Here is a 20,796-nt window from a genome sequence, read left to right as displayed (position 1 = left end):
GATATCATGAGAACCCAAATTGTAGCCGGAAATTGGAAAATGAATTGCGATTTAGATGATACTAAATCACTTATTGAAAGCCTTAAAAAAACATCTAAAAACAACTCCACAAAAGTAATCATAGCGCCTAGCTTTACAAATCTAAGCTTAGCCAACTGTTTACTTGAAGATAGTAAGATTGCCTTAAGTGCTCAAAACATGAATGCAAACGATTCAGGAGCATATACAGGTGAAATCTCTGCAAGCATGCTTAAATCTGTTGGTGTAACTTATGTTATTTTAGGTCATAGTGAAAGGCGTGCTATTTTTCATGAAGATGCGCAAGTATTAAAAGACAAAACAGACCAAGCTTTAAAGCATAACTTATTGCCTATTTTTTGCGTTGGTGAAGAATTAAATGTAAGGCAAAATAACGGGCATTTCAGTCTAGTTGAAGAGCAAATTGCAGATAGTTTATTTCATCTTTCAAAAGAAGGCTTCAGTAAACTTACCATCGCTTACGAGCCTGTGTGGGCAATTGGTACTGGAGAGACAGCATCTCCAAATCAAGCTCAAGAAATGCATGCACACATCAGAAAAGTCATCGCTAAACAATATGATGAAACAACAGCAAATTCAATTTCAATTTTATATGGCGGTAGCGTTAAACCGACTAATGCTAAAGAAATTTTTGCTAATCCTGATGTTGATGGAGGATTAATTGGTGGCGCATCACTTAAAGCAGATGATTTTACAGCGATCATAAACAGTTTTTAATTCATGAATTATACAAAATATCATTTTACAATTTCGCCACTTGAACCATTACGTGAAATTTTAGTGGCGGAACTTGGTTTATTAGAATTTGAAAGTTTTGAGGATACTGAAAATGGGTTAAAAGCTTATATCCAAACTGAAGTCAAACCTGCTAATTTAATTGAAAAAGTTCAAATACTTAAAAGCCCTGAAGTTAGTATTTCAGTTGAAGTCACCGATCTTGAAACTCAAAACTGGAACGCCATTTGGGAATCTAGTTGTGAGCCTATTTATATTGGAGAAAAATGTGCTGTAAGAGCAGAATTTCACCCCGAAAAATCTGTTGATTATGACATTGTAATTACGCCTAAAATGGCCTTTGGTACAGGCCATCACGCCACCACTTATATGATTTTAAAACTTATTCTTGAAGATGAATTTAAGCAACTAAATGGTCTTGATATGGGTTGCGGCACAGGTGTTTTAGGTATTTTAGCTTTAATGAAAGATGCCAACCAAGTTGACTTTATCGATATAGATGATTGGTGCATAGATAACACCGAAGAAAACCTTAAAAGAAATAATCTAACTGGTAGTTGTATTCAAGGCAACGCCCAAGCAATTAAGTTTAACTACGATTTTATTTTTGCTAATATTAATCGGAATATTTTACTAGAAGATATGCCAACTTATGTGAAGCACTTAAACCAAAATGGAAGTATTTATTTTAGTGGTTTTTATCAAGAAGATTTACATAAAATTATAAATTGTGCAGAAAATCTTGGTTTGACTTACGTTAAACACCTTTTAAAAGATGACTGGTGTGCTGCCAAATTTGAATTAAGATCTTAATTTTGTAGTATGATTATCAATCAAACTAAAGAGAAGGTTAAAGAGCAGTCGGTTACTAAAACCGATTCTAAACCTGAACATGAAATTGTGGTTTTTAATGACGACATAAATACCTTTGATCATGTAATTGAAACACTGATTGATACTTGCGATCACTCTCCTACTCAAGCAGAACAGTGTACAATTTTAATACATTATAAAGGAAAATGCTCTGTAAAATCTGGTTCTTATAATGATTTGAAACCAAGATGCCTAAAAATTCTTGAAGCTGGTATTTCAGCTGAAATAGTTTAGCCAATTGAAGTCTCTGTTTGAATTCATAAGAAACATTAAATTTTTATGTAAGTGGTATGAAAATATCTTCAGCAGCTAAACCTGAATGTTCTAAGTCTTTAGTTTTTAACCAATTTAAAAATTGATCAACTTCTTTAGTATTAATGCGTCCCCAATCAGTTGAATTCCCAAAAGCTTGAGCACTAATATTGATTGCTTTTACAAGATCGATACTCTTATCTTCCTCAGGAATGTATTTTGCTAATATTTTTGCACACTCTTCGGGATGCTGTTGAGCGTATAAAAAACCTTCACGTAAAGCCTCAATAAAATTTTTATAAGTTTCACGTTGAGATTCAACCAATATTTTGTTTCCGGCGATGACGGGAGAATATGAATATGGTATTCCAAAATCTTTTAATTTAAAAAGCTCTAGCTCAATCCCTTTAGCTTCGGCTTGCAAAGCTTCCCAATTATAAAAAATCCATGTGGCATCGCATTTATTTTGAATAAGTGTTTCCCAGATGCCTAGTTTTTCAGGATAACTGAGTTTTAGACTGCCATGACCACCATCATTTTTAATTAATTCCTTAACTATACCGTCTTCATAACGCGCTTGGTAGGATGCATAATGTTTCCCGTCGAGTTGTTGTGGTCTTGTAATTTTTGACGATTTCAAGACGCAAATTGCGCTTAAATCACTTTGAAATATAGACGCTAAGCCAACGAGCGGAAATGGCTTTGATTTTGACTGATAACTAATTAAACTTTCAGTTGGGCATAAGGCAAAATCTACCTTTCCTAATTCTACTTTTTTAGCTGGAGTTTCAGAGTAATTATCCTGATCTGGTGTTACTAGGTCAAGTTTAATATTTTTTGCTTGGTAAAATAATTTAGCCTTTGCGACATAAAAACCAATATGATTAACGTTTGGCGTCCAATCTAAAGCTAATCTAAGATGTTTCATGAATACCTCAATTTAAATAGTTTCGACGCGTTTATTATTCAAAACTAGATCCAAAGATTGTAACTTCTTTTCTAAAACTTCAACTGAATTAGGGTCTAATTGCTTCAAATTAACTTCTATTGTAGATTTTGGCCACTCTAAGTAGTAATAACCAAATTTATAATGAACTGAATTTAAGTCTTTCCATTGATATTCTTTCCAAAATTTGTGCGTGAATTTAATTCCACTATTCGTCATCTGAGCAAAACCATAAATCGATTTCAGTAAAAAATAAATTCCCCATATTATATATAACAATCCATTAATATAAAACCAAGTACTCCTCATTTCATATTCAAAATATAGATATGTCAAAATACCTATTACTATTGGTGTTATAGAGAAACTTAATAAACGTTGGGTGTTTTTATAATGTAACCGCATTAATTGAAGTTTTGATTAAAATTACTAAAAATTAAGGATTTACTAATGCTAAAGCTGCTTTTTCTTTACGCTTAAAACGAATGAGCAACATATTACTTAAAACTAAACATACTAAAATTGTTAGTGCCATCGGCACCAAACTAATTCCTGTATACAAACTAATTATGAATGATGTTACTGCACCTAAACACATTTTAAGACAACCCACCAAAGCAGATGCTCGACCTGCACGTTTGGTGAATGGATATAAGGATAAGGCTGTTGTGTTAGGATTTTGAAACCCAAGTAAAAATAAAATTAAAAATAAACTTATTACGGTAATGTAAAAACTACTAAAAAACAAAGCGTTTAAAAATAGTATTACACCTAAAACGAGTAGTAAGTATGAAATTTTAAGAGTTAGGTTAAAAGTACTGATTCGTTTTAGAACTAAGCGGTTAAGTTGACTACCAATAATTAATCCTGAAGCATTTAAACCAAACATCCAACCAAATTGTGTTTCGGTAAAATGAAATCGATCCATGAATAATATGGGTGCATTAGAAATATAAGCAAACATTGCACCTATAGTCAAGCTTCCTGCTAGTGAAAAGCTTAGGAATATTTTATCCTGCATAATACCTTTATATTTAGAAGCCACTTGTTTAATTTTTAATTTTACTGCTTTGTCGGGTGTAATACTTTCTGGGAGAAAAAATAATACACTTAAAAACATTAAACTCGCAAAAATTGCCAAAAACATAAATATCATCTGCCAACTAAAATGTGCAATGACAAAACCTCCTAATGTTGGAGCAATAATAGGTGCTGAACCCATGATGAGCATCAAAAAAGAAATGGCTCGAGCAACTTCTTCTGGTGGAAAAATATCTCTCACAACTGCTTTTGCTGCAACCATTCCAGCTGAAGCTCCAATGGCTAAAAAAAACCTAGAAATAATTAACCACATTATATCAGGTGAATAAAAGCAACTCAATGAAGACAATATATAAATAATTAAGCCTACTAAAAGCGGAACTTTACGACCAAATTTATCCATAATAGGTCCATAAGCTAATTGACCAAATGCAATACCAATAAAATAACTTGTTAAAGAAACACCTACTTGAGCTTTAGAAGTTTGAAAATCTGATGCGATATTTTCAAAACTTGGCAGATACATATCAATAGATAATGGTCCTATGGCAATCATGGTACCTAAAACTAATAATATAATATTCTGCTGACGTGTATTTCGACTTGGATCGGTGTGTTGCATTTTGCAAAGTTCAGATAAAATTATGTCTGAAATACCGCATTTAATTCAATTAACAATTAATTAATACTGCTCATAAAAAAACAGCTTTGCACGAAATACAAAGCTGTTTTGATAGAGTTAATTATAAAAATTAATTATTTGTTAACCACAGGTAAAACCAGTTTTGAATCACCAAAAACTGTGTGAGTTTGGGCTTTAAAATCTTCTTTTGTAGCTTCAAAAATATTATCAACATAAGTTTGTGGGTTAACATCTATGTAAGGAAAGAAAGTACTTTGCACTTGTATTTGCAACTTATGTCCTTTTTTAAAAGTGTGATTAATATCTTGAAGTGTAATTTTTACGTTTGTTTTTTTATTAGGTTTAAATGGTTTTGGGTTATTAAAACCATCACGAAAACGACCTCTAAAAACTTCACTTCTAACCATCATGTGATAATTAGATAACTTTAAATGATCTTGAATATCATCAGTGTTTTTGGTGTCTGATGGATACACATCAATAATTTTTACTATCCAGTCTGAAGCTGTTCCAGTGGTGGCCACATTTAAATCGGCTAAAACTTCTCCAGATAATTTCATGTCTTCCGTTAAAACATCAGTTTCATAAACCAATACATCAGGACGACGTGCTGAAAAGCGTTGATCATCTGTCATGAATTTTCTAGGAGTAAATACAACTTTTATATCCTCAGTGTAAGGTACAGGTTTATTAGGGTCGCTGATAAAAGTTTCTTTAGTATTAGCTGCTTGTGAACTTAACTTTTGGTTGTCAACTAAATAAAAATCAGTTGGTGTGGTATTTTTTGGTGGCCAAGTTGCGTAATTATCCCATTGTTTTGCACCTGTATCAAAAACATGTGCTTCTGCTAATGATTTTACATCGCCTTTATTTTTTAAGAAATGATTAAAAAACTTAGTTGCATAATTGGTTTGAAACTCTTCAGATAAATTATCTCCAAAGTAAATATTACCTACTACTTGTCGTTTATAGTTTCTAGCCCAATCACCATGACTCCATGGCCCAAAAACAACACTGTTATAATTGTTGTTATTTTTTTCTATAGTTTTATAGGTATTAAAAGGTCCATATAAGTCTTCAGCATCGAACAATCCACCAACCGTCATTACTGCTGGCTTAATATCCACATTAGCTAAATGTTGAATAATACCTCGCTTTTGCCAAAACTCATCATAGTTAGGATGCTGTTTTAACTGTTGCCAAAATATATTGTCTTCTCCATAAAATTGATCTAACTTAGACAAAGGCATATAATCCATAAAAAATTGGTATTGATCTTCAGTTCCCATTTTAGGAAATTTATACCATGACTTATTAGTTGGTTGACCTTTCATATAACCAAATAAAGCTGTTGCTCGCCAATAAGATAATAAGTAGGCGCCATTGTGATGAAAGTCATCAAAATAAAAATCACCTATTGGTGCTTGCGGTGAAGCTGCCTTTAAAGCTGGATGTTCAGATAGCAAAGAATATGTGGCATAAAAACCTGGATATGAAATTCCCCATGTGCCTACGTTTCCATTATTGTTATCAACATTATTGACTAACCATTCAATCGTATCATAGGTATCACTAGCTTCATCAATCTCGTTACCTTTTTTGTTTGGTATATAAGGCCTCATATTATCATAAACACCTTCGCTCATCCATCTACCACGAACATCTTGATAAACAATAATATTACCTTCTTTCATTAACTGAGTGTTTGGCCCTATAGATCGTCTAAATTTATCCTTGCCATAAGGTCTTGAACTATAAGGTGTTCGTTGCATTATAATAGGATATTCTTGCGACTTATCTTTTGGTGAGTAAATTGTAGTATGTAATTTAACACCATCGCGCATGCTAATATAAACTTCTTGTTTGTTGTAATGTTCATTGACTTTATAATCACTTTGAGCTATTGCGGAATTGAAAGCAAAAAATGAAATGATTAAAAATTTAAACACTAATTGAAACTGTTTCATAAGATATTATTTGTTTATAAGACTATATTTCAGTTGAAGTGTTTAATCTTTATATAAATTAACTGGCCAAGTGTCATTACCAAAGTTAACATCGGGTAAGATTTTAGCTGGGTCAACTTCAACTTTTATAATTTTATGCTCAGTTTTTAATCGGTGTCTCCAAGAATTACCACGTTGCCAAATTTCAACTGGTAACTCAAGAGTTTCAGTAGAATTATCGGCATAAGTTATTTCGTATTTTACAGGCATTGGAATGCCACCTTCATTTACGAAGGTTAAATCGTAAGTATTAGCTTCAACTTGTCTAACTGATTCTATTCCTAAGTCAATATTATCTGTTCCATAAAACCAATTTTTCCAAAACCAATTTAGGTTTTCACCTGCATAATTTTCCATATGGTTAAAAAAGTCGGTAGGTTGTGGATGTTTAAATGCCCATGTTTTAATGTAAGATTTAAACGCATAATCAAAACGATCAGGACCTAAAATATATTCACGTAACATCAGTAATCCTAGTGCTGGTTTATAATAAGCAATCATTCCTAAGTTTCTTAAATTAGCGACATCTGGATAAGTATCGATTCCTTCACGGCGGTCGCTTTTAAACCAACTTACTAAATTTCTTGGTTTATTGAGTCTTGCAGGATATTCACCATTATTAAAATTTAAGGTTGAATAGTAATTAATAAAGGTATTAAAACCTTCATCCATCCATGCATAACGGCGTTCGTTTGAACCTACAATCATAGGAAACCAATTATGACCAAATTCATGGTCTGTTACGCCCCAAAGACTTGCTCCTTTGCTGGTATAACGACAAAAGTTTAATCCTGGATACTCCATCCCGCCAATATCTGCAGCAACATTAACAGCAGAATTGTAAGGATATTCATACCACATATTAGAGTAATGTTCGACAGACGCTTTTGAATATTCGGTTGACCGTGACCATGCGTCTTGGCCATCACTTTCTATTGGGTAGGCAGATTGAGCTAAAGCAGTTCTACCACTTGGTAAGTTAATTTTAGCTGCATCCCAAATAAAAGCTTTTGAGCTTCCAAAAGCAACATCTCGTGAATTTTCAATTTTATAATGCCAAGTTAATGTCCCAGATTGTTGAGCTCTCAAACTTACATCTTTAATTTCATCTGGTTTAATTAAATAAACTGTTTGGTTGCTTTCTTGTGCTTTTTTATAACGTTCATAAACTGTTGATGATAAAACATCTTTAGGATTTTGAAGTGTTCCAGAACTGACAACAATATGGTCGAATGGTGCTGTAATTTCAAGATTAAAATTACCATAATCATAATAAAATTCACCTGCACCAAGGTAAGGTTCAACATTCCAACCCACAACATCATCATAAACAGCTACCTGAGGAAACCATTGAGCTAATGCATAAATCCAGCCGTTTTCTGTTTTAAGGCGTCCCATACGATCCATACCATCAATTGGAATTTCATATTCAAAATCCATATTGATTTTTGCTTTGCCACCATTAGACTTTAGAGGCTTCTCTAAAAAAACCTGCATTCGTGTATCTGTAATTTTGTAGTTTTTTGAAGTCTCTCCATGAGCTTTTGCAGAAAAATTGCTTATCGTCATGCCTTTATCGGTGTCTCCAACATAACGGTTACCTCCAATCGGAGTTGTTAATGTACCACGAGAGTTTTGAGTAAATCTATTTTGCTCAAGATATAGCCAAATAAAGTCGAGGTCGTGAGGACTATTATTGGTGTATTCAATTTCAACTTGGCCTGTTATTTTATGAGCTTTATCGTCTAACTGAACTTTAATTTGATAATTAGGTGTATTTTGAAAATAATTTTGTCCTGGCAAACCTGAAGCCGTTCTAAAAGTATTTCCTCGTCTATACAAAAAATCATCAAACTCATCTTGATTAGAATCAATTTGAGAAAAAGATGTAAAGCTAAATAATAGCATTAAAAAATAAATGGGCAGTCTGTAATATTTCATAGATATAAGATTTTCGATAAAAATATAAATTTGAGAGTTATTTTAAAATATTAAGATTAAAATGTTTTATTCATCGTATTCTAAATAATTACGCTTAACAAAATCAAGTGCCGTTTTAAGAATATGCCCCATAGTTTTAGCACGTTTAAATTTTACATCACGTGTATAATTAACTAATTCTTTACGCAATTGTAATACATTTTCTCGGGTAGAAATATGATCTTTAATCATACATCTTATAAGCATTCTAAAGCGTTTTTGAGAAGTGATTAATCTTTTTGCAACTTGTGATCTTTCTTCTTTACGGTATTGCTCTATCGAAGATTCTTCAAGATGACTTTCAACTAATTTAACCATAGTGTAATTTTCTTTAAAAAATTGTGGTCGGTAAACTTTTAAGTTACCTTCAAAATTTTGTTGGTCAAAGTCTATCGCCCTGATTTTATAATCTACATGGTCAAAATCGTGTGTGGGTATAACCACGTAATTATATGAGCGCATATCTCCTAACAAACGTAAGGTACAGCGTTCATTAAATTTTACAAACTGTTTGGCAATTTGAGTTTTGGCTCTTGAATCACAATCTGGCAAGTGCTCTTTAATAAAAACATCGCCTGGAATTCCTGCAATATGCTCTTCGATTAAAGTATCTTTATAGACTAGAAAATTAATTCGGTGAGGTGATAAAATATGCTCAAAATCTAAACCATAAATCCTCGAAGCATCAGCTTTTTTTATATAAAAATAGGTAAAGTTATCATTTAAGACATTTCTGATTTTAATACGAAATGGTTTTGAGTTCCCAAATGTGCAAAAATCAATAGCATCTACATTTAAAAAATCAAGCTCTGCACTTCTTCCGTCAGAATGTAATATAAGGTAAACTTTTTTTAAACTATGGTCTATATCTTCACGCTCGTAATCAGGATAATAACAGCGTACCCAAAGTGTATCTTCATCGTTTTGATCATAAACAACAATAGAACCTGAGAAACGTAGTAAATCATCATAAGATACTGGAATTTTAGTTTTCCTATTGTAAAGCTCCAAATATGAATTTAAACCATCATTAATAGGAAAGGTTGGCTTCTTTTTAGACATTAGTTTTTGTTGCATACTCAAATCTGAATTTAATAATTAAGTCAGTCATATAATCATTAAGCAATGTAAGGATTATTAACTTATATTATGAGTAATTACCTTAAACTTCAACTGAAAATTAGAAATATTTAAAGATAATCTTATAAGATTTTTTTAACTAAGTTGTAACAATTAATTAGTTTTAGGACTTATAAATAAATTCAATTCTGTGAAAACAATTCTAAAGTTAAATCAACTCACCAAAAAATTTGGAAAACTCACGGCTGTTAATCAACTGAGTTTTGAAATTGAAAAAGGCAATGTATACGGTATTTTAGGTCCTAATGGAAGTGGAAAATCAACTACACTTGGGATAATTTTGAACGTAGTGAATAAAACTTCTGGTGAATTTGAGTGGTTCGGCGGACAAATTGAAACCCACGAAGCGCTAAAAAAAGTTGGCGCTATCATTGAAAACCCAAATTTTTATCCTAACATGTCTGCTGAAGATAATTTGAAGTTGGTTTGTAAAATTAAAGGGGTTGATTATTCTAAAATTGATGAAAAATTAGAGATTGTCGATTTACTAGATCGAAAAAAGAATACTTTTAAAAGTTATTCTTTAGGTATGAAACAACGCCTAGCTATTGCCTCCGCATTACTTAACGACCCTGAAATACTTATTTTAGACGAACCTACCAATGGGTTAGACCCTCAAGGAATTCACCAAATTCGTGAAATTATAAAAACGATTGCAGCAGATGGCATGACGATTCTGCTTGCCTCTCACCTACTTGATGAGGTAGAAAAAGTATGTTCTCATGTTGTAATAATCAGAAACGGTGTAAAGCTTTATGCGGGAAGCGTAGACCAAATGAATGCAACTCATGGCTTTGTTGAAATCGCTTCAAAAAATCTCGATGAATTGCAAACTGCACTTAATCAACTTGAATTTATTGAGAAAGTAGTTAAGCATGATGAAGATCATCGATTAAAGGCATTTTTAAGCCAACCTATTGAAGCTAGTGAACTTAATAAAACCTTAGCTAATAAAGGTATTTACGTTAACTTACTCATTAAAAGAAAAGAAACTTTAGAAGAACAATTTTTAGAACTTACAAAAGCCTAACGCCATGAAACGCTTATTTTTAATAGAATTTCACAAACTGAAACATAACAAATCTGCAAAAATACTAAGCATTTTATACTTTGTTTTATTTTCAGCTATTGCCTTATTTGCCTCTATACGTTTTAATTTTGGAGCTATTGACTTTAGGTTTGCCGATCAAGGCATTTTTAACTTTCCATACATTTGGCACTTTAACACCTACGTGGTTGCTTTTCTAAAAATATTTTTAGCTATTGTTATCGTATCAATGATGTCTAGTGAATATACAAACAGAACGCTCAAACAAAATTTAATTGATGGCCTCAGTAAAAAGGAATTTATTTTATCAAAATTTTTAAATGTATTGCTTTATGCTGCTGCTTCAACGGTTTTAGTTTTTGTTGTTTCCTTAGTTTTAGGCTTAATTTTTTCTGATTTTGATGAAGCAAGCATCATATTTTCAGATTTAGAATACGTTTTTGCCTATTTTGTAAAATTGCTTGGCTTCTTTTCGCTTTGTATGTTTTTAGGAATTTTTGTGAAACGTTCGGCTTTTGCCTTAGGGTTCTTATTTTTAATTTGGGTAATTGAAGGTATTATCTATTTAGTGATTACATTTCAGCTTAAGGTTTTAAAACCTTTAATTCAATTCATGCCATTAGAGTCTATGAGTAACCTTATTAAAGAACCTGTTACTCGCTTAAATATTGTAAAGTCAACTGCACAATCAGTTAATCCAGAATTTGTTAAAAATTATGATGTCAGTTTACTAAGCATTATAATTGTTTTGGTATGGACTTTTATTTTTGTTTACGGTTCATTACTTGTATTGAAAAAACGCGATTTGTAAGCAATTTTTTTATATTTGGTGAAAAAACTTGCGATTTTATATTCTCTCACTGTTTTTGCTGATTCCATTCTATCACTATAGTCAAGGTGAAGCTAATAATTGGTATTTTGGAAACAATGCAGGAATAACATTTAACACAAGTCCGCCTACAGCATTATTAGATGGTGCGTTAAGCACAAATGAAGGTTGTTCATCTATCTCTGCACCTAATGGAGATTTATTGTTTTATACCGATGGCAGAACAATTTGGAACAGAAATCATCTTCCAATGAATAATGCTAATTATAGTCCAAGTACCAATTTTGATGGTTTAAATGGTGATCCCTCAAGTACATCAAGTGGTTTAATCGTTCCACACCCTACAAACACAAATTTATACTTTGTATTTACACTAGACGAGCCACATCATGATAATGCATTTGCTTATCCTAATCAGGGACCAGCAGACCAGCAAGGTAATCCAATACCAAATTATACAGATGTAACATTTCATGAAGTGCCAACTGATGATGATGGTTTTAATAATGGCTTAAATTATTCGGTTGTCGACATGACCTTGAATAATGGCTTAGGTGATGTTATCCCGAATCAAAAAAACATTGAACTTGTTACTTATGATCCTAATAATCCTGAGCATCTTAAGTTTAAAGCTTCAGAAAAAATAACCGCAGTACGTGGTGGCGATTGTACTTCGATTTGGATTATTGTGCATTTTGTTGATTCATTTTACGCTTTTAAGATTGATGAAAACGGTATTAATGAAACACCTGTTATTTCAACTGCTGGTCCTAGCATAACAACAGACAATTATAGACGAGCGGCTTTAGGATACATGAAAGCTTCACCTGATGGATCAAAAATAGTTTCTGCAAATAATACAACTAATTATAACCCAGCAGATGGAAATCAAGATGCAGGAGATGGTAATATTTATTTATTTGATTTTGATAATAACACCGGAATTGTTTCAAATGCTCAAATGTTAATTGAAGATTTTAATGTTTATGGTGTAGCATTTTCTTCAAATAGCGCTAAAGCTTACGCAACAATTAATAACCGATTAATCTGGCAATGGGATTTAACGGCTAATGATGTTCCAAATTCTGGTGAAATAGTTGTAGACGATTTCAGCCAAAAAGGCGCTATGCAGCTGGCACCTGATGGTAAAATTTATGTTTCTAATTTAAACCAACCTCAACTTGGTGTTTTAGAAAATCCGGAAGCAGAACCAGAAAATTTAATTTATAACCAAAATGGAATTAGTTTGTTGGGTAGAACGTCAACTTTTGGCTTACCACCTTTTATTCAATCTCTGTTTCTAAATAAAATTGATATCGTAAACTTAGGTGAAGTTTTAACTACTAATCTAGATTTATGCGAAAATGAAACTTATACACTTGGTTATGATGATATCCCAAATGCTACTTATACCTGGAAAATAAATGATGAAATTGTAGAAAACCAAAATAGTGCTTCTTTTGAAGTTACATTACCTGAAAATGTAAACTTACCTTACACTGAGTTTTACACCTTAGAAGTAGATTTAAATGATGGCTCTTGTCCTTTAATCGGAACAGCTAGAGTTACATTTTCAGAGATTCCAGAGTATCAAAATGCAATTTTAACCGAATGTGTAAATGAAGGTGAAACCGTTTCTAACTTCAATCTAAATGAAACTGTTTCTCAATTTATTCAAGGCACTAATCTTACTGAAAATCAGATTGATGTATCTTACTTTCTTAATTTTGACGATGCGGTAAACGACGATAATTTAATAACTAACATTTCGAATTTTCAAAGTACTTCAAATAACCAATCAATAGTTGCAAAAATTAATAATGGCAATTGCATCGATTATCAACAAATTACTTTAATTAGTGGATTATTACCGGATTTAGGTAATGATACATCACAATTCTACTGTCAAGAAGATTTTCCAGAATTACTTCAACTAGATTCAGGTATACCAGTTAATGAACAAGCTAATTATTCCTACAGTTGGAATAGTGGTCAAACTTCATCAAGCATTGGCGTTAATCAAGCAGGAATTTATACTGTAACTGTTACCAATAACTCAACAGGATGCTCCACTTCTCGCTCTCACGAAGTTATAGCTTCAAATATCGCTTCATTTGACTTTGAAGTTGAAGATACCACACAAGAAAATAATACAATATCAATTATTGTAACTACAGGAAGTTTAGGTGATTATGAATATGCTTTAGAGTATCCATTCGATTTTCAAGATGAGCCATTTTTTGAAGGTTTAGCTCCAGGAATTTATGACGTTTTTGTTCGTGACAAAAACGGATGTGGCACCCGAAAAGAACGTGTAGGACTTTTAGGTGTGCGAGATTTTTTTACACCAAATAATGATGGTATTAACGACTTTTGGCAGCTTGAAGGTATTGTAAAAGCAGATATCAGGATAGATTATATTCAAGTATTTGACCGTTATGGCAAACATATCACTAGCTTCTCACAAAATAGCAAAGGTTGGGATGGTACCTACAAGGGAAAACCTATGCCTTCCAACGATTATTGGTATGTTATAAAACTGCAAGATGGATTAGTATTAAAAGGAAATTTCACCTTAAAACGATAACTCATGAAGCTTTTAATTGCTTTTTTATTCGCCTCTTTTATAGTAAATTCTCAAGAAATTCCTCTTAACAGTTCCAACTTTAATAAGTACATTAAACAAGTCTATTTAGATCAAGCAGAAACAATCGTTTTTTCGAATCCAGTTCACCTAAAAAACAAAAAAGCATTATTAAAAAGAGTTTTTATTATCAATAATGTTAAAAAACCACCTAAACCATATAATGATTTTGGAACTTTACAAAAAATAACCACATACAACAAAGAATTAAACACTAGTTTACCTGATTCTTTAGTCCGATCTCAATTTAACCCTTTTCTTTACAAAATGGATATTTACAATGACCAAACAGTCTTTTATTATTATTCAAAATCAAAGCAGCTTATTAAGATTTATCCCTCAAAACAATAAGCTATGAAAAGAGTTGTTATTTATGTATGCCTTATCATTAGTTGTTTTACTTATGCCCAAAGTCCTAATTGTAGTAGCCCAGAACCATTTTGTGCTGGCGATTCTTCTTTAGTTTTTTCAAACACAACTGGAAATAATGGATTTGGAGCAGTTGATTGCTTGAGTTCTACACCAAATCCAGCTTGGTTTTATATACAGATTGATGAACCTGGTAATCTCAATTTCGAAATAATTCAGTCTTCAGGTGGATTTGATGATAACGGCAATCCGATTGGCGCTCTTTTAGATGTTGATTTTGCGCTTTGGGGACCATACGAAAATTTAGATGTTTGTGAAGTGAATACACCACCAACCAATGATATCATAGCTTGTAGCTACTCACCATCTGCCACCGAATTTGCGAGTATTTCTAACGCTCAAACCGGCGAATATTATATCATGCTCATCACTAATTTTGAAGGTGTTCCTGGCAGTATATTATTAAACCAAAACTCGGGCTCAGGTGCGACTGACTGCAGCATTTTAAATGTAATTGAAGCTTGCGAAAATGAAGTTGTAAACTTAGACGCAACAACTAATGAGGCTGTTAATTACGTTTGGGAGTTTAACAATGGTAACAGCACTATTGAATTAGAAAATTCAAATACACCTGTTTTAGAGGTTAATCAAGAAGGCGTTTACACTGTAACACCACAAGACAACCTTGGAAACGACTTAACCACACAAGAGTTTAATTTAGTTTATACACCTTACATTCAAATCAATGAACCATCAGCTTTGGTTGAATGTGAAACTGAACCAGAATTAGGTCTAGCAGAATTTAACTTACAAGAAGCAAATCAATCGATTTTTTCAATTAATGATGAAGCGAGTTTTTCATATTATTTAACTGAGGAAGCTGCTATCAATGAAAATGCAGAAGAATTAATAAGTTCAACTTTTACCAATACTCAAGCTTATAATCAAACTATTTATGTAAGGGTAAAAACATCTTCAACTTGTGCAAGTGTTATAGCCCTAGATTTGAAGGTTACATCAACCCCAAATATTCAATCTGAAGATGATACACTTATTTATTGTCAAGAAGATTTTCCTGAAACGATTCAATTAGATGCAGGAATACCTTTAGATGAGCAAGAAGATTATTCTTTTAGTTGGAGTAATGGTGAAATCACACCAGTTATAGCTATCAATCAAGCAGGAATTTACACTGTAACAGTTACAAACAATTTATCTGGATGCTCTTCTTCAAAATCTCAAGAAGTTATTGAATCAAATATCGCTTCTTTCAGTTTTGAAATTGAAGACACTACACAGGAAAATAATTCAATTTCCATAATTCTAGCAGCTGAAAGCTTAGGTAATTATGAATACGCACTTGATTATGCGTTTGATTTTCAAGATGAGCCTCTTTTTGAAAATCTAGCACCTGGCATTTATGATGTGTTTGTTCGAGATAAAAATGGCTGTGGAACTCAAAAAGATAGTGTTGCCATCTTAGGTGTTAAGGATTTTTTTACACCAAATAATGATGGTATTAACGACTTTTGGCAGCTTGAAGGTATTGTAAAAGCAGATATCAGGATAGATTATATTCAAGTATTTAACCGTTATGGTAAACATATCACTAGCTTCTCACAAAATAGCAAAGGTTGGGATGGTACTTACAAGGGAAAACCTATGCCTGCAAATGACTATTGGTATGTAATACAACTTCAATCAGGCCAAATTTTAAAAGGAAATTTCACCTTAAAACGTTAAATCAAACCTAGGCTATGTTTATAAGTCTTAAACATTAACTAGATTTGCAATCCCTAAAAATTAAGTATTGAAATATCTTTTTTGTTTGCTTTTAATGAGCGCTTTGAGCATGAATGCCCAATATGTTACTACTGCACCAAACTTCTATACAGAACAAGAGCTTGTGGAAACAGTTTTGTTTGGCGATACAGAATGTGTTGAGAATATTTTAATTACCAATACTAGCGGTGGAAGCTTCTCAAATACAAAATCATTTGGCTTTTTCGAATCAAATAACTCAGGTTTTCCTTTTGAAAGTGGACTCGTTTTGTCTACTGGTAGATTAAATAATGTCGATGGTCCTAACGATAATTTAAGCGATGATGGTAATGATGATAATTGGGTTGGCGACAGTGATTTAGAAAATGCTGTGGGATTAAGTCCTGGTGAAACAACAAATGCAACTGTTTTTGAATTTCAATTTACACCCAAAGCAACAAACCTAAGCTTCCGCTACATTTTTGCCTCTGAAGAATATCAAGAAGGCGATCCAAACACTTGTATTTATTCTGATGCTTTTGCATTTTTAATTAAACCTGCAAATACGCAAGCACAATTTGAAAACATTGCTGTAATTCCTGGCACAAACGAGCCAGTTTTAGTGACTTCTGTTCATCCTGAAATTCCTGGTAATAACGGTTGCCCAGCTGAAAATGAAGAATATTTCGGTCAATTTAATAATACTAATGCACCTATAAATTTTAACGGAAGAACAGCAGTTTTAACTGCTAACGCAAATGTTATTGCTAACCAAACTTACGACATTAAGCTTGTTATTGCTGATGAAACAAATTACAGGTACGATTCTGCCGTTTTTATTGAAGCCAATAGTTTTAACATAGGAGCTGATTTAGGTCAAGACTTGACAGGAAATAATGCGCTTTGTGAAGGTGATGTTTTTACATTAAGCTTACCTGAAGAACAAGCTGGAAATAATATTACTTGGTTCTATGAAGGCACTGAAATTTCACAAAATGAAAACAGCTTAGATTTAGAAATTTCACAAGCTGGGTTTGGCGCTGGAACTTATCGCGTAAATGTAGAATTAGCAAATGGTTGCAGTGCTACAGATAGCATCGAGGTTGAGTTTATTAATCCTAATAATTACGACGATTTAAACATTACACAATGTCAAGCTGAAATTGGTCTAACACAATTCAATTTAGATCTTGTATTAGCTGAGATAAACGAATTAAACCTTATCAGTAATGGATTTTACACCTCTTTAAATGAAGCTATTTTACTGCAAAACCCTATTCTAAATACGCAAAATTTCGAAGTTGCCACTAACACCCAGCTATATGTTGCTGTTCAAAATGAAGCTGGATGTCAGACAGTTTTAAACCTAAACTTAAATATCAATCCAACAACTTTACCTAGCTTAGAAGTCCAAACTTGTAGAAATGAAAATAATGAAATTGTATTTAGTATTAATGATCTTATTTCAAGAATAGAAAATAATAGCAATATTCCAAATAACACAAGTATTAGCTTATTTAACACACAAACTGATGCCGCTAACAATTTAAATGAAATCTTAGAAACAGAATTATCATTTCCTGAGAACTCTTCAAACTCAATCTTTGCTCGTTTTCAAAATTCTTATAATTGTTCTGCTACGCTTGAAGTCATTTTAAGTTCTGCTCAAGTTCCAGAATTATCTGAAACACAGTCGGAAAGCTTTCTTTGCTTAAATGAAGCATCACAAGTTGAGTTAGTTCCTTCTTTACAAAATACAACAGGAAACTTCAATTATAACTGGTCTACAGGGGCAACAACTTCAACTATTCTTGTTGATGAATCAGGTAGTTATACGGTAGAAATTTCAAACCCTCAAAGCCTTTCAGAATGTTTTGTCACACAAAACTTCAACGTACTTGTTTCTGAATCTGCATCAATTTCTTATAATCTAACGGGAACACCTGAAAATTTTCAAGTTGAGATTATTGCCGAAGGTGCTGGTGAGTATGAATATGCACTTAACACATCTGCTTTTAAAGATTCTAACTTTTTTGAAGTTTCTGCAGCTCAAAATACCATTTTTGTTCGAGATAAAAATGGATGTGGTTTAACTTCAGTCGAGTTTCAAGTCATTGATTTCCCCCAATTTTTTACACCTAATAATGATGGATATAATGATGTCTGGGCAGTTAAAGGACCGCAAGAACAACGAAATCAAATTAAATTTATTCAAATTTTTGACCGTTATGGGAAACATATAGCAAGGCTAGATTCTTCTAATCTATCTTGGAATGGTACATTCAATGGCAATTTACTTCCTAGTGGTGATTATTGGTATGTTGTAGAGTTTGAAGATGGCCAAACTTATACTCATCACTTCACATTAAAACGCTAAATCTAAAAGGATTAATTTAGGGTTAAAAGCGAATTAATTGTTTGGTGAAGACATATCCTCAAACTATTTTCGTAAAAAGATTTAATTTGAAATTTAACTTACAATCAGATTATAAGCCAACGGGAGATCAACCCAATGCTATTAAGCAGCTAGTAAAAGGGATCAATGCTAATGAGCAGTATCAAACACTTTTAGGCGTCACAGGTTCAGGTAAAACTTTTAGTATGGCCAATGTAGTTGAAAAGGTTCAAAAACCAACATTGGTTTTAGCCCATAACAAAACGCTTGCTGCTCAATTATATGCTGAATTTAAGGCTTTTTTTCCTAATAACGCTGTAGAATACTTTGTTTCGTATTATGACTATTATCAACCTGAAGCTTTTATTCCAACTACAGGCACTTATATAGAAAAAGACTTATCTATTAATGAAGATATTGAGAAATTAAGGTTGAGTACAACATCTTCACTCCTATCAGGCCGCAGAGATGTTCTAGTTGTCGCTTCGGTAAGTTGTTTATATGGAATCGGAAATCCAGCTGAATTCCAAAAAAATGTCATTTCTATTGAAATAGATCAAGTAATTTCAAGAACCCAATTTTTACAACGCTTAGTTCAAAGTTTATATTCTAGAACAGAAGTTCAATTTAATCGTGGTAATTTCAGAATTAAAGGTGATACATTAGACATTTATCCTGGTTATGCCGATCATGCCTATCGCGTCCATTTTTTTGGTGATGAGATTGAAGACATTGAAGCTTTTGATCCACAGACTAACGAAATTTTCGCAAAATATGATAAGCTTAATATATACCCAGCTAACATTTTTGTAACTTCACCTGATGTATTAAATCAAGCTATAGATCAAATTGCAATTGATTTAGGAAAGCAAATTAATTATTTTCAAGAGATTGGCAAACCACTTGAAGCCAAACGGATTGAAGAGCGCACCAATTTTGACCTTGAAATGATTAAAGAATTAGGTTATTGTTCAGGAATTGAAAATTATTCACGTTACCTAGATGGCCGAAATCCAGGGACAAGACCATTCTGTTTGTTAGATTATTTCCCAGATGATTATCTAATGTTAGTTGATGAAAGTCATGTCACCATTCCACAAGTTGGTGCTATGTACGGAGGCGACCGTTCGCGTAAAGAAAATTTAGTTGAATATGGCTTTAGACTTCCTGCTGCTCTAGATAATCGTCCACTTAAATTAGAAGAATTTGAGGCACTCCAAAATCAAGTAATTTATGTAAGTGCAACACCAGCCGATTACGAACTCCAAAAAAGTGGTGGTGTTTATGTAGAACAAGTCATACGCCCAACAGGTCTACTCGATCCTGAGATTGAAGTAAGACCAAGTGAAAACCAAATAGATGATTTAATAGATGAAATTGATCAACGCGTTAAAAAAAATCAACGTGTTTTAGTTACTACCTTAACCAAACGGATGGCAGAAGAATTAACTAAATATCTGATGCGGGTTGACATTAAAACACGCTATATTCATAGTGATATCGACACTTTAGAACGTGTTGAAATTATGTCTGATTTAAGAAAAGGTGTTTTTGATGTCTTGGTAGGCGTAAACCTTTTACGTGAAGGTCTTGATTTACCTGAAGTCTCACTTGTGGCGATTTTAGACGCCGATAAAGAAGGCTTTTTACGCAGTAATAGAACTTTAACCCAAACGATTGGTAGAGCAGCTAGGCATCTCGAAGGTCGCGCCATTTTATATGCAGATAAAGTTACAGAAAGCATGCAAAAAACCATCGACGAAACAGAATACCGCCGCAGTAAACAAATTAATTATAATCAAAAAAATAATATCACACCGAAGGCACTCATTAAATCTATTGACAGTGTTTTTGACAAACGCGCAAAATCAAAAGAATACGATCCAGTTGAAACGCCTACTCTAGCAGCAGCAGAAGAAGCAGCCGAAAATTATTCAACTACTGAAATTAAAACAAGAATAAAGAAAGTACGTAAAGCAATGGAAAACGCTGCTAAAGAACTTGACTTTATGGAAGCGGCCAAATTTCGTGACGAATTGAAAATGTTACAAGAAAAAATTGAACACCAAGATTAGTCGAAGTATTACTTTAAACT

Annotated in this window: 16 protein-coding genes; 10 read left to right on the top strand and 6 right to left on the bottom strand. The window is 32.7% G+C overall.

Annotation, left to right across the window (positions count from 1 at the left end; all coding sequences use genetic code 11):
- Positions 1–6: 6 nt before the first annotated feature.
- Genes tpiA through IMZ30_RS11165 form a run of 3 tightly spaced genes read left to right on the top strand, consistent with a single transcriptional unit; the run spans position 7 to position 1,881 of the window.
- Positions 7–756: a triose-phosphate isomerase gene (gene tpiA, locus IMZ30_RS11175; RefSeq protein WP_207038378.1), complete on the top strand. Its 750-nt coding sequence runs from the start codon at positions 7–9 to the stop codon at positions 754–756.
- Between the two features lie 3 nt (positions 757–759).
- Positions 760–1,587, top strand: a complete 828-nt coding sequence (gene prmA, locus IMZ30_RS11170) for a 50S ribosomal protein L11 methyltransferase (RefSeq protein WP_207038377.1) — start codon at positions 760–762, stop codon at positions 1,585–1,587.
- Positions 1,588–1,596: 9 nt separating this feature from the next.
- A complete protein-coding gene (locus IMZ30_RS11165; protein WP_207038376.1) occupies positions 1,597–1,881 on the top strand; it encodes an ATP-dependent Clp protease adaptor ClpS in 285 nt (94 codons plus the stop codon).
- A gap of 43 nt (positions 1,882–1,924) precedes the next feature.
- Here IMZ30_RS11165 and IMZ30_RS11160 read toward each other — a convergent pair whose 3' ends face one another.
- From IMZ30_RS11160 to IMZ30_RS11135, 6 genes are all read right to left on the bottom strand, one after another.
- The gene (locus IMZ30_RS11160; RefSeq protein WP_207038375.1) at positions 1,925–2,827 is read right to left on the bottom strand and encodes an ABC transporter substrate-binding protein; all 903 of its coding nucleotides are present in this window, start codon (positions 2,825–2,827) and stop codon (positions 1,925–1,927) included.
- A gap of 12 nt (positions 2,828–2,839) precedes the next feature.
- Positions 2,840–3,250 (bottom strand): hypothetical protein, encoded by a 411-nt coding sequence (locus IMZ30_RS11155; RefSeq protein WP_207038374.1) that lies wholly within the window; start codon positions 3,248–3,250, stop codon positions 2,840–2,842.
- Positions 3,251–3,281: 31 nt separating this feature from the next.
- Positions 3,282–4,508, bottom strand: a complete 1,227-nt coding sequence (locus tag IMZ30_RS11150; RefSeq protein WP_207038373.1) for a multidrug effflux MFS transporter — start codon at positions 4,506–4,508, stop codon at positions 3,282–3,284.
- Between the two features lie 134 nt (positions 4,509–4,642).
- A complete protein-coding gene (locus IMZ30_RS11145) occupies positions 4,643–6,496 on the bottom strand; it encodes a CocE/NonD family hydrolase (RefSeq protein WP_207038372.1) in 1,854 nt (617 codons plus the stop codon).
- Positions 6,497–6,538: 42 nt separating this feature from the next.
- On the bottom strand, positions 6,539–8,476 hold the full coding sequence (locus IMZ30_RS11140; RefSeq protein ID WP_207038371.1) for a M1 family metallopeptidase: 1,938 nt from the start codon (positions 8,474–8,476) through the stop codon (positions 6,539–6,541).
- 66 nt (positions 8,477–8,542) lie between these two features.
- Positions 8,543–9,592 (bottom strand): hypothetical protein, encoded by a 1,050-nt coding sequence (locus tag IMZ30_RS11135; RefSeq protein WP_207038370.1) that lies wholly within the window; start codon positions 9,590–9,592, stop codon positions 8,543–8,545.
- A 193-nt stretch (positions 9,593–9,785) separates the two neighbouring features.
- Between IMZ30_RS11135 and IMZ30_RS11130 the strand changes: the two genes are divergently transcribed.
- The 7 genes from IMZ30_RS11130 to uvrB all read left to right on the top strand — a co-directional run bounded on the left by IMZ30_RS11130 (position 9,786) and on the right by uvrB (position 20,776).
- Entirely contained in the window at positions 9,786–10,685 is a 900-nt protein-coding gene (locus IMZ30_RS11130) for an ABC transporter ATP-binding protein (protein ID WP_207038369.1), read from the top strand.
- Positions 10,686–10,689: 4 nt separating this feature from the next.
- Positions 10,690–11,514, top strand: coding sequence for an ABC transporter permease (locus IMZ30_RS11125; protein WP_207038368.1), 825 nt, complete (start codon positions 10,690–10,692; stop codon positions 11,512–11,514).
- Positions 11,515–11,542: 28 nt separating this feature from the next.
- Entirely contained in the window at positions 11,543–14,119 is a 2,577-nt protein-coding gene (locus tag IMZ30_RS11120) for a T9SS type B sorting domain-containing protein (RefSeq protein ID WP_207038367.1), read from the top strand.
- Positions 14,120–14,122: 3 nt separating this feature from the next.
- The gene (locus IMZ30_RS11115) at positions 14,123–14,527 is read left to right on the top strand and encodes a hypothetical protein (protein ID WP_207038366.1); all 405 of its coding nucleotides are present in this window, start codon (positions 14,123–14,125) and stop codon (positions 14,525–14,527) included.
- Positions 14,528–14,530: 3 nt separating this feature from the next.
- Complete coding sequence (locus tag IMZ30_RS11110) at positions 14,531–16,288, top strand: T9SS type B sorting domain-containing protein (protein WP_207038365.1); 1,758 nt, start codon at positions 14,531–14,533, stop codon at positions 16,286–16,288.
- A 109-nt stretch (positions 16,289–16,397) separates the two neighbouring features.
- Complete coding sequence (locus IMZ30_RS11105) at positions 16,398–18,683, top strand: T9SS type B sorting domain-containing protein (RefSeq protein WP_207038364.1); 2,286 nt, start codon at positions 16,398–16,400, stop codon at positions 18,681–18,683.
- 86 nt (positions 18,684–18,769) lie between these two features.
- The gene (uvrB, locus tag IMZ30_RS11100; RefSeq protein WP_207038363.1) at positions 18,770–20,776 is read left to right on the top strand and encodes an excinuclease ABC subunit UvrB; all 2,007 of its coding nucleotides are present in this window, start codon (positions 18,770–18,772) and stop codon (positions 20,774–20,776) included.
- The last annotated feature ends 20 nt before the right edge of the window (positions 20,777–20,796 follow it).

Origin of the sequence: Psychroflexus sp. ALD_RP9 (assembly GCF_017311165.1) — a bacterium.
GTDB lineage: Bacteria > Bacteroidota > Bacteroidia > Flavobacteriales > Flavobacteriaceae > Psychroflexus.
Note: the sequence above shows the minus strand (reverse complement) of the source record. Positions and strands in the feature narration are given on the sequence as shown.

Bases quoted from the DNA above. Each gene is read 5' to 3' on its own strand.
- IMZ30_RS11155 (WP_207038374.1), bottom strand. From the start codon at position 3,250: ATGCGGTTACATTATAAAAACACCCAACGTTTATTAAGTTTCTCTATA.
- IMZ30_RS11110 (WP_207038365.1), top strand. From the start codon at position 14,531: ATGAAAAGAGTTGTTATTTATGTATGCCTTATCATTAGTTGTTTTACT.
- prmA (WP_207038377.1), top strand. From the start codon at position 760: ATGAATTATACAAAATATCATTTTACAATTTCGCCACTTGAACCATTA.
- IMZ30_RS11165 (WP_207038376.1), top strand. From the start codon at position 1,597: ATGATTATCAATCAAACTAAAGAGAAGGTTAAAGAGCAGTCGGTTACT.
- IMZ30_RS11105 (WP_207038364.1), top strand. From the start codon at position 16,398: ATGAATGCCCAATATGTTACTACTGCACCAAACTTCTATACAGAACAA.
- IMZ30_RS11135 (WP_207038370.1), bottom strand. From the start codon at position 9,592: ATGCAACAAAAACTAATGTCTAAAAAGAAGCCAACCTTTCCTATTAAT.
- IMZ30_RS11125 (WP_207038368.1), top strand. From the start codon at position 10,690: ATGAAACGCTTATTTTTAATAGAATTTCACAAACTGAAACATAACAAA.
- IMZ30_RS11160 (WP_207038375.1), bottom strand. From the start codon at position 2,827: ATGAAACATCTTAGATTAGCTTTAGATTGGACGCCAAACGTTAATCAT.
- IMZ30_RS11140 (WP_207038371.1), bottom strand. From the start codon at position 8,476: ATGAAATATTACAGACTGCCCATTTATTTTTTAATGCTATTATTTAGC.
- IMZ30_RS11115 (WP_207038366.1), top strand. From the start codon at position 14,123: ATGAAGCTTTTAATTGCTTTTTTATTCGCCTCTTTTATAGTAAATTCT.
- IMZ30_RS11145 (WP_207038372.1), bottom strand. From the start codon at position 6,496: ATGAAACAGTTTCAATTAGTGTTTAAATTTTTAATCATTTCATTTTTT.
- tpiA (WP_207038378.1), top strand. From the start codon at position 7: ATGAGAACCCAAATTGTAGCCGGAAATTGGAAAATGAATTGCGATTTA.
- IMZ30_RS11150 (WP_207038373.1), bottom strand. From the start codon at position 4,508: ATGCAACACACCGATCCAAGTCGAAATACACGTCAGCAGAATATTATA.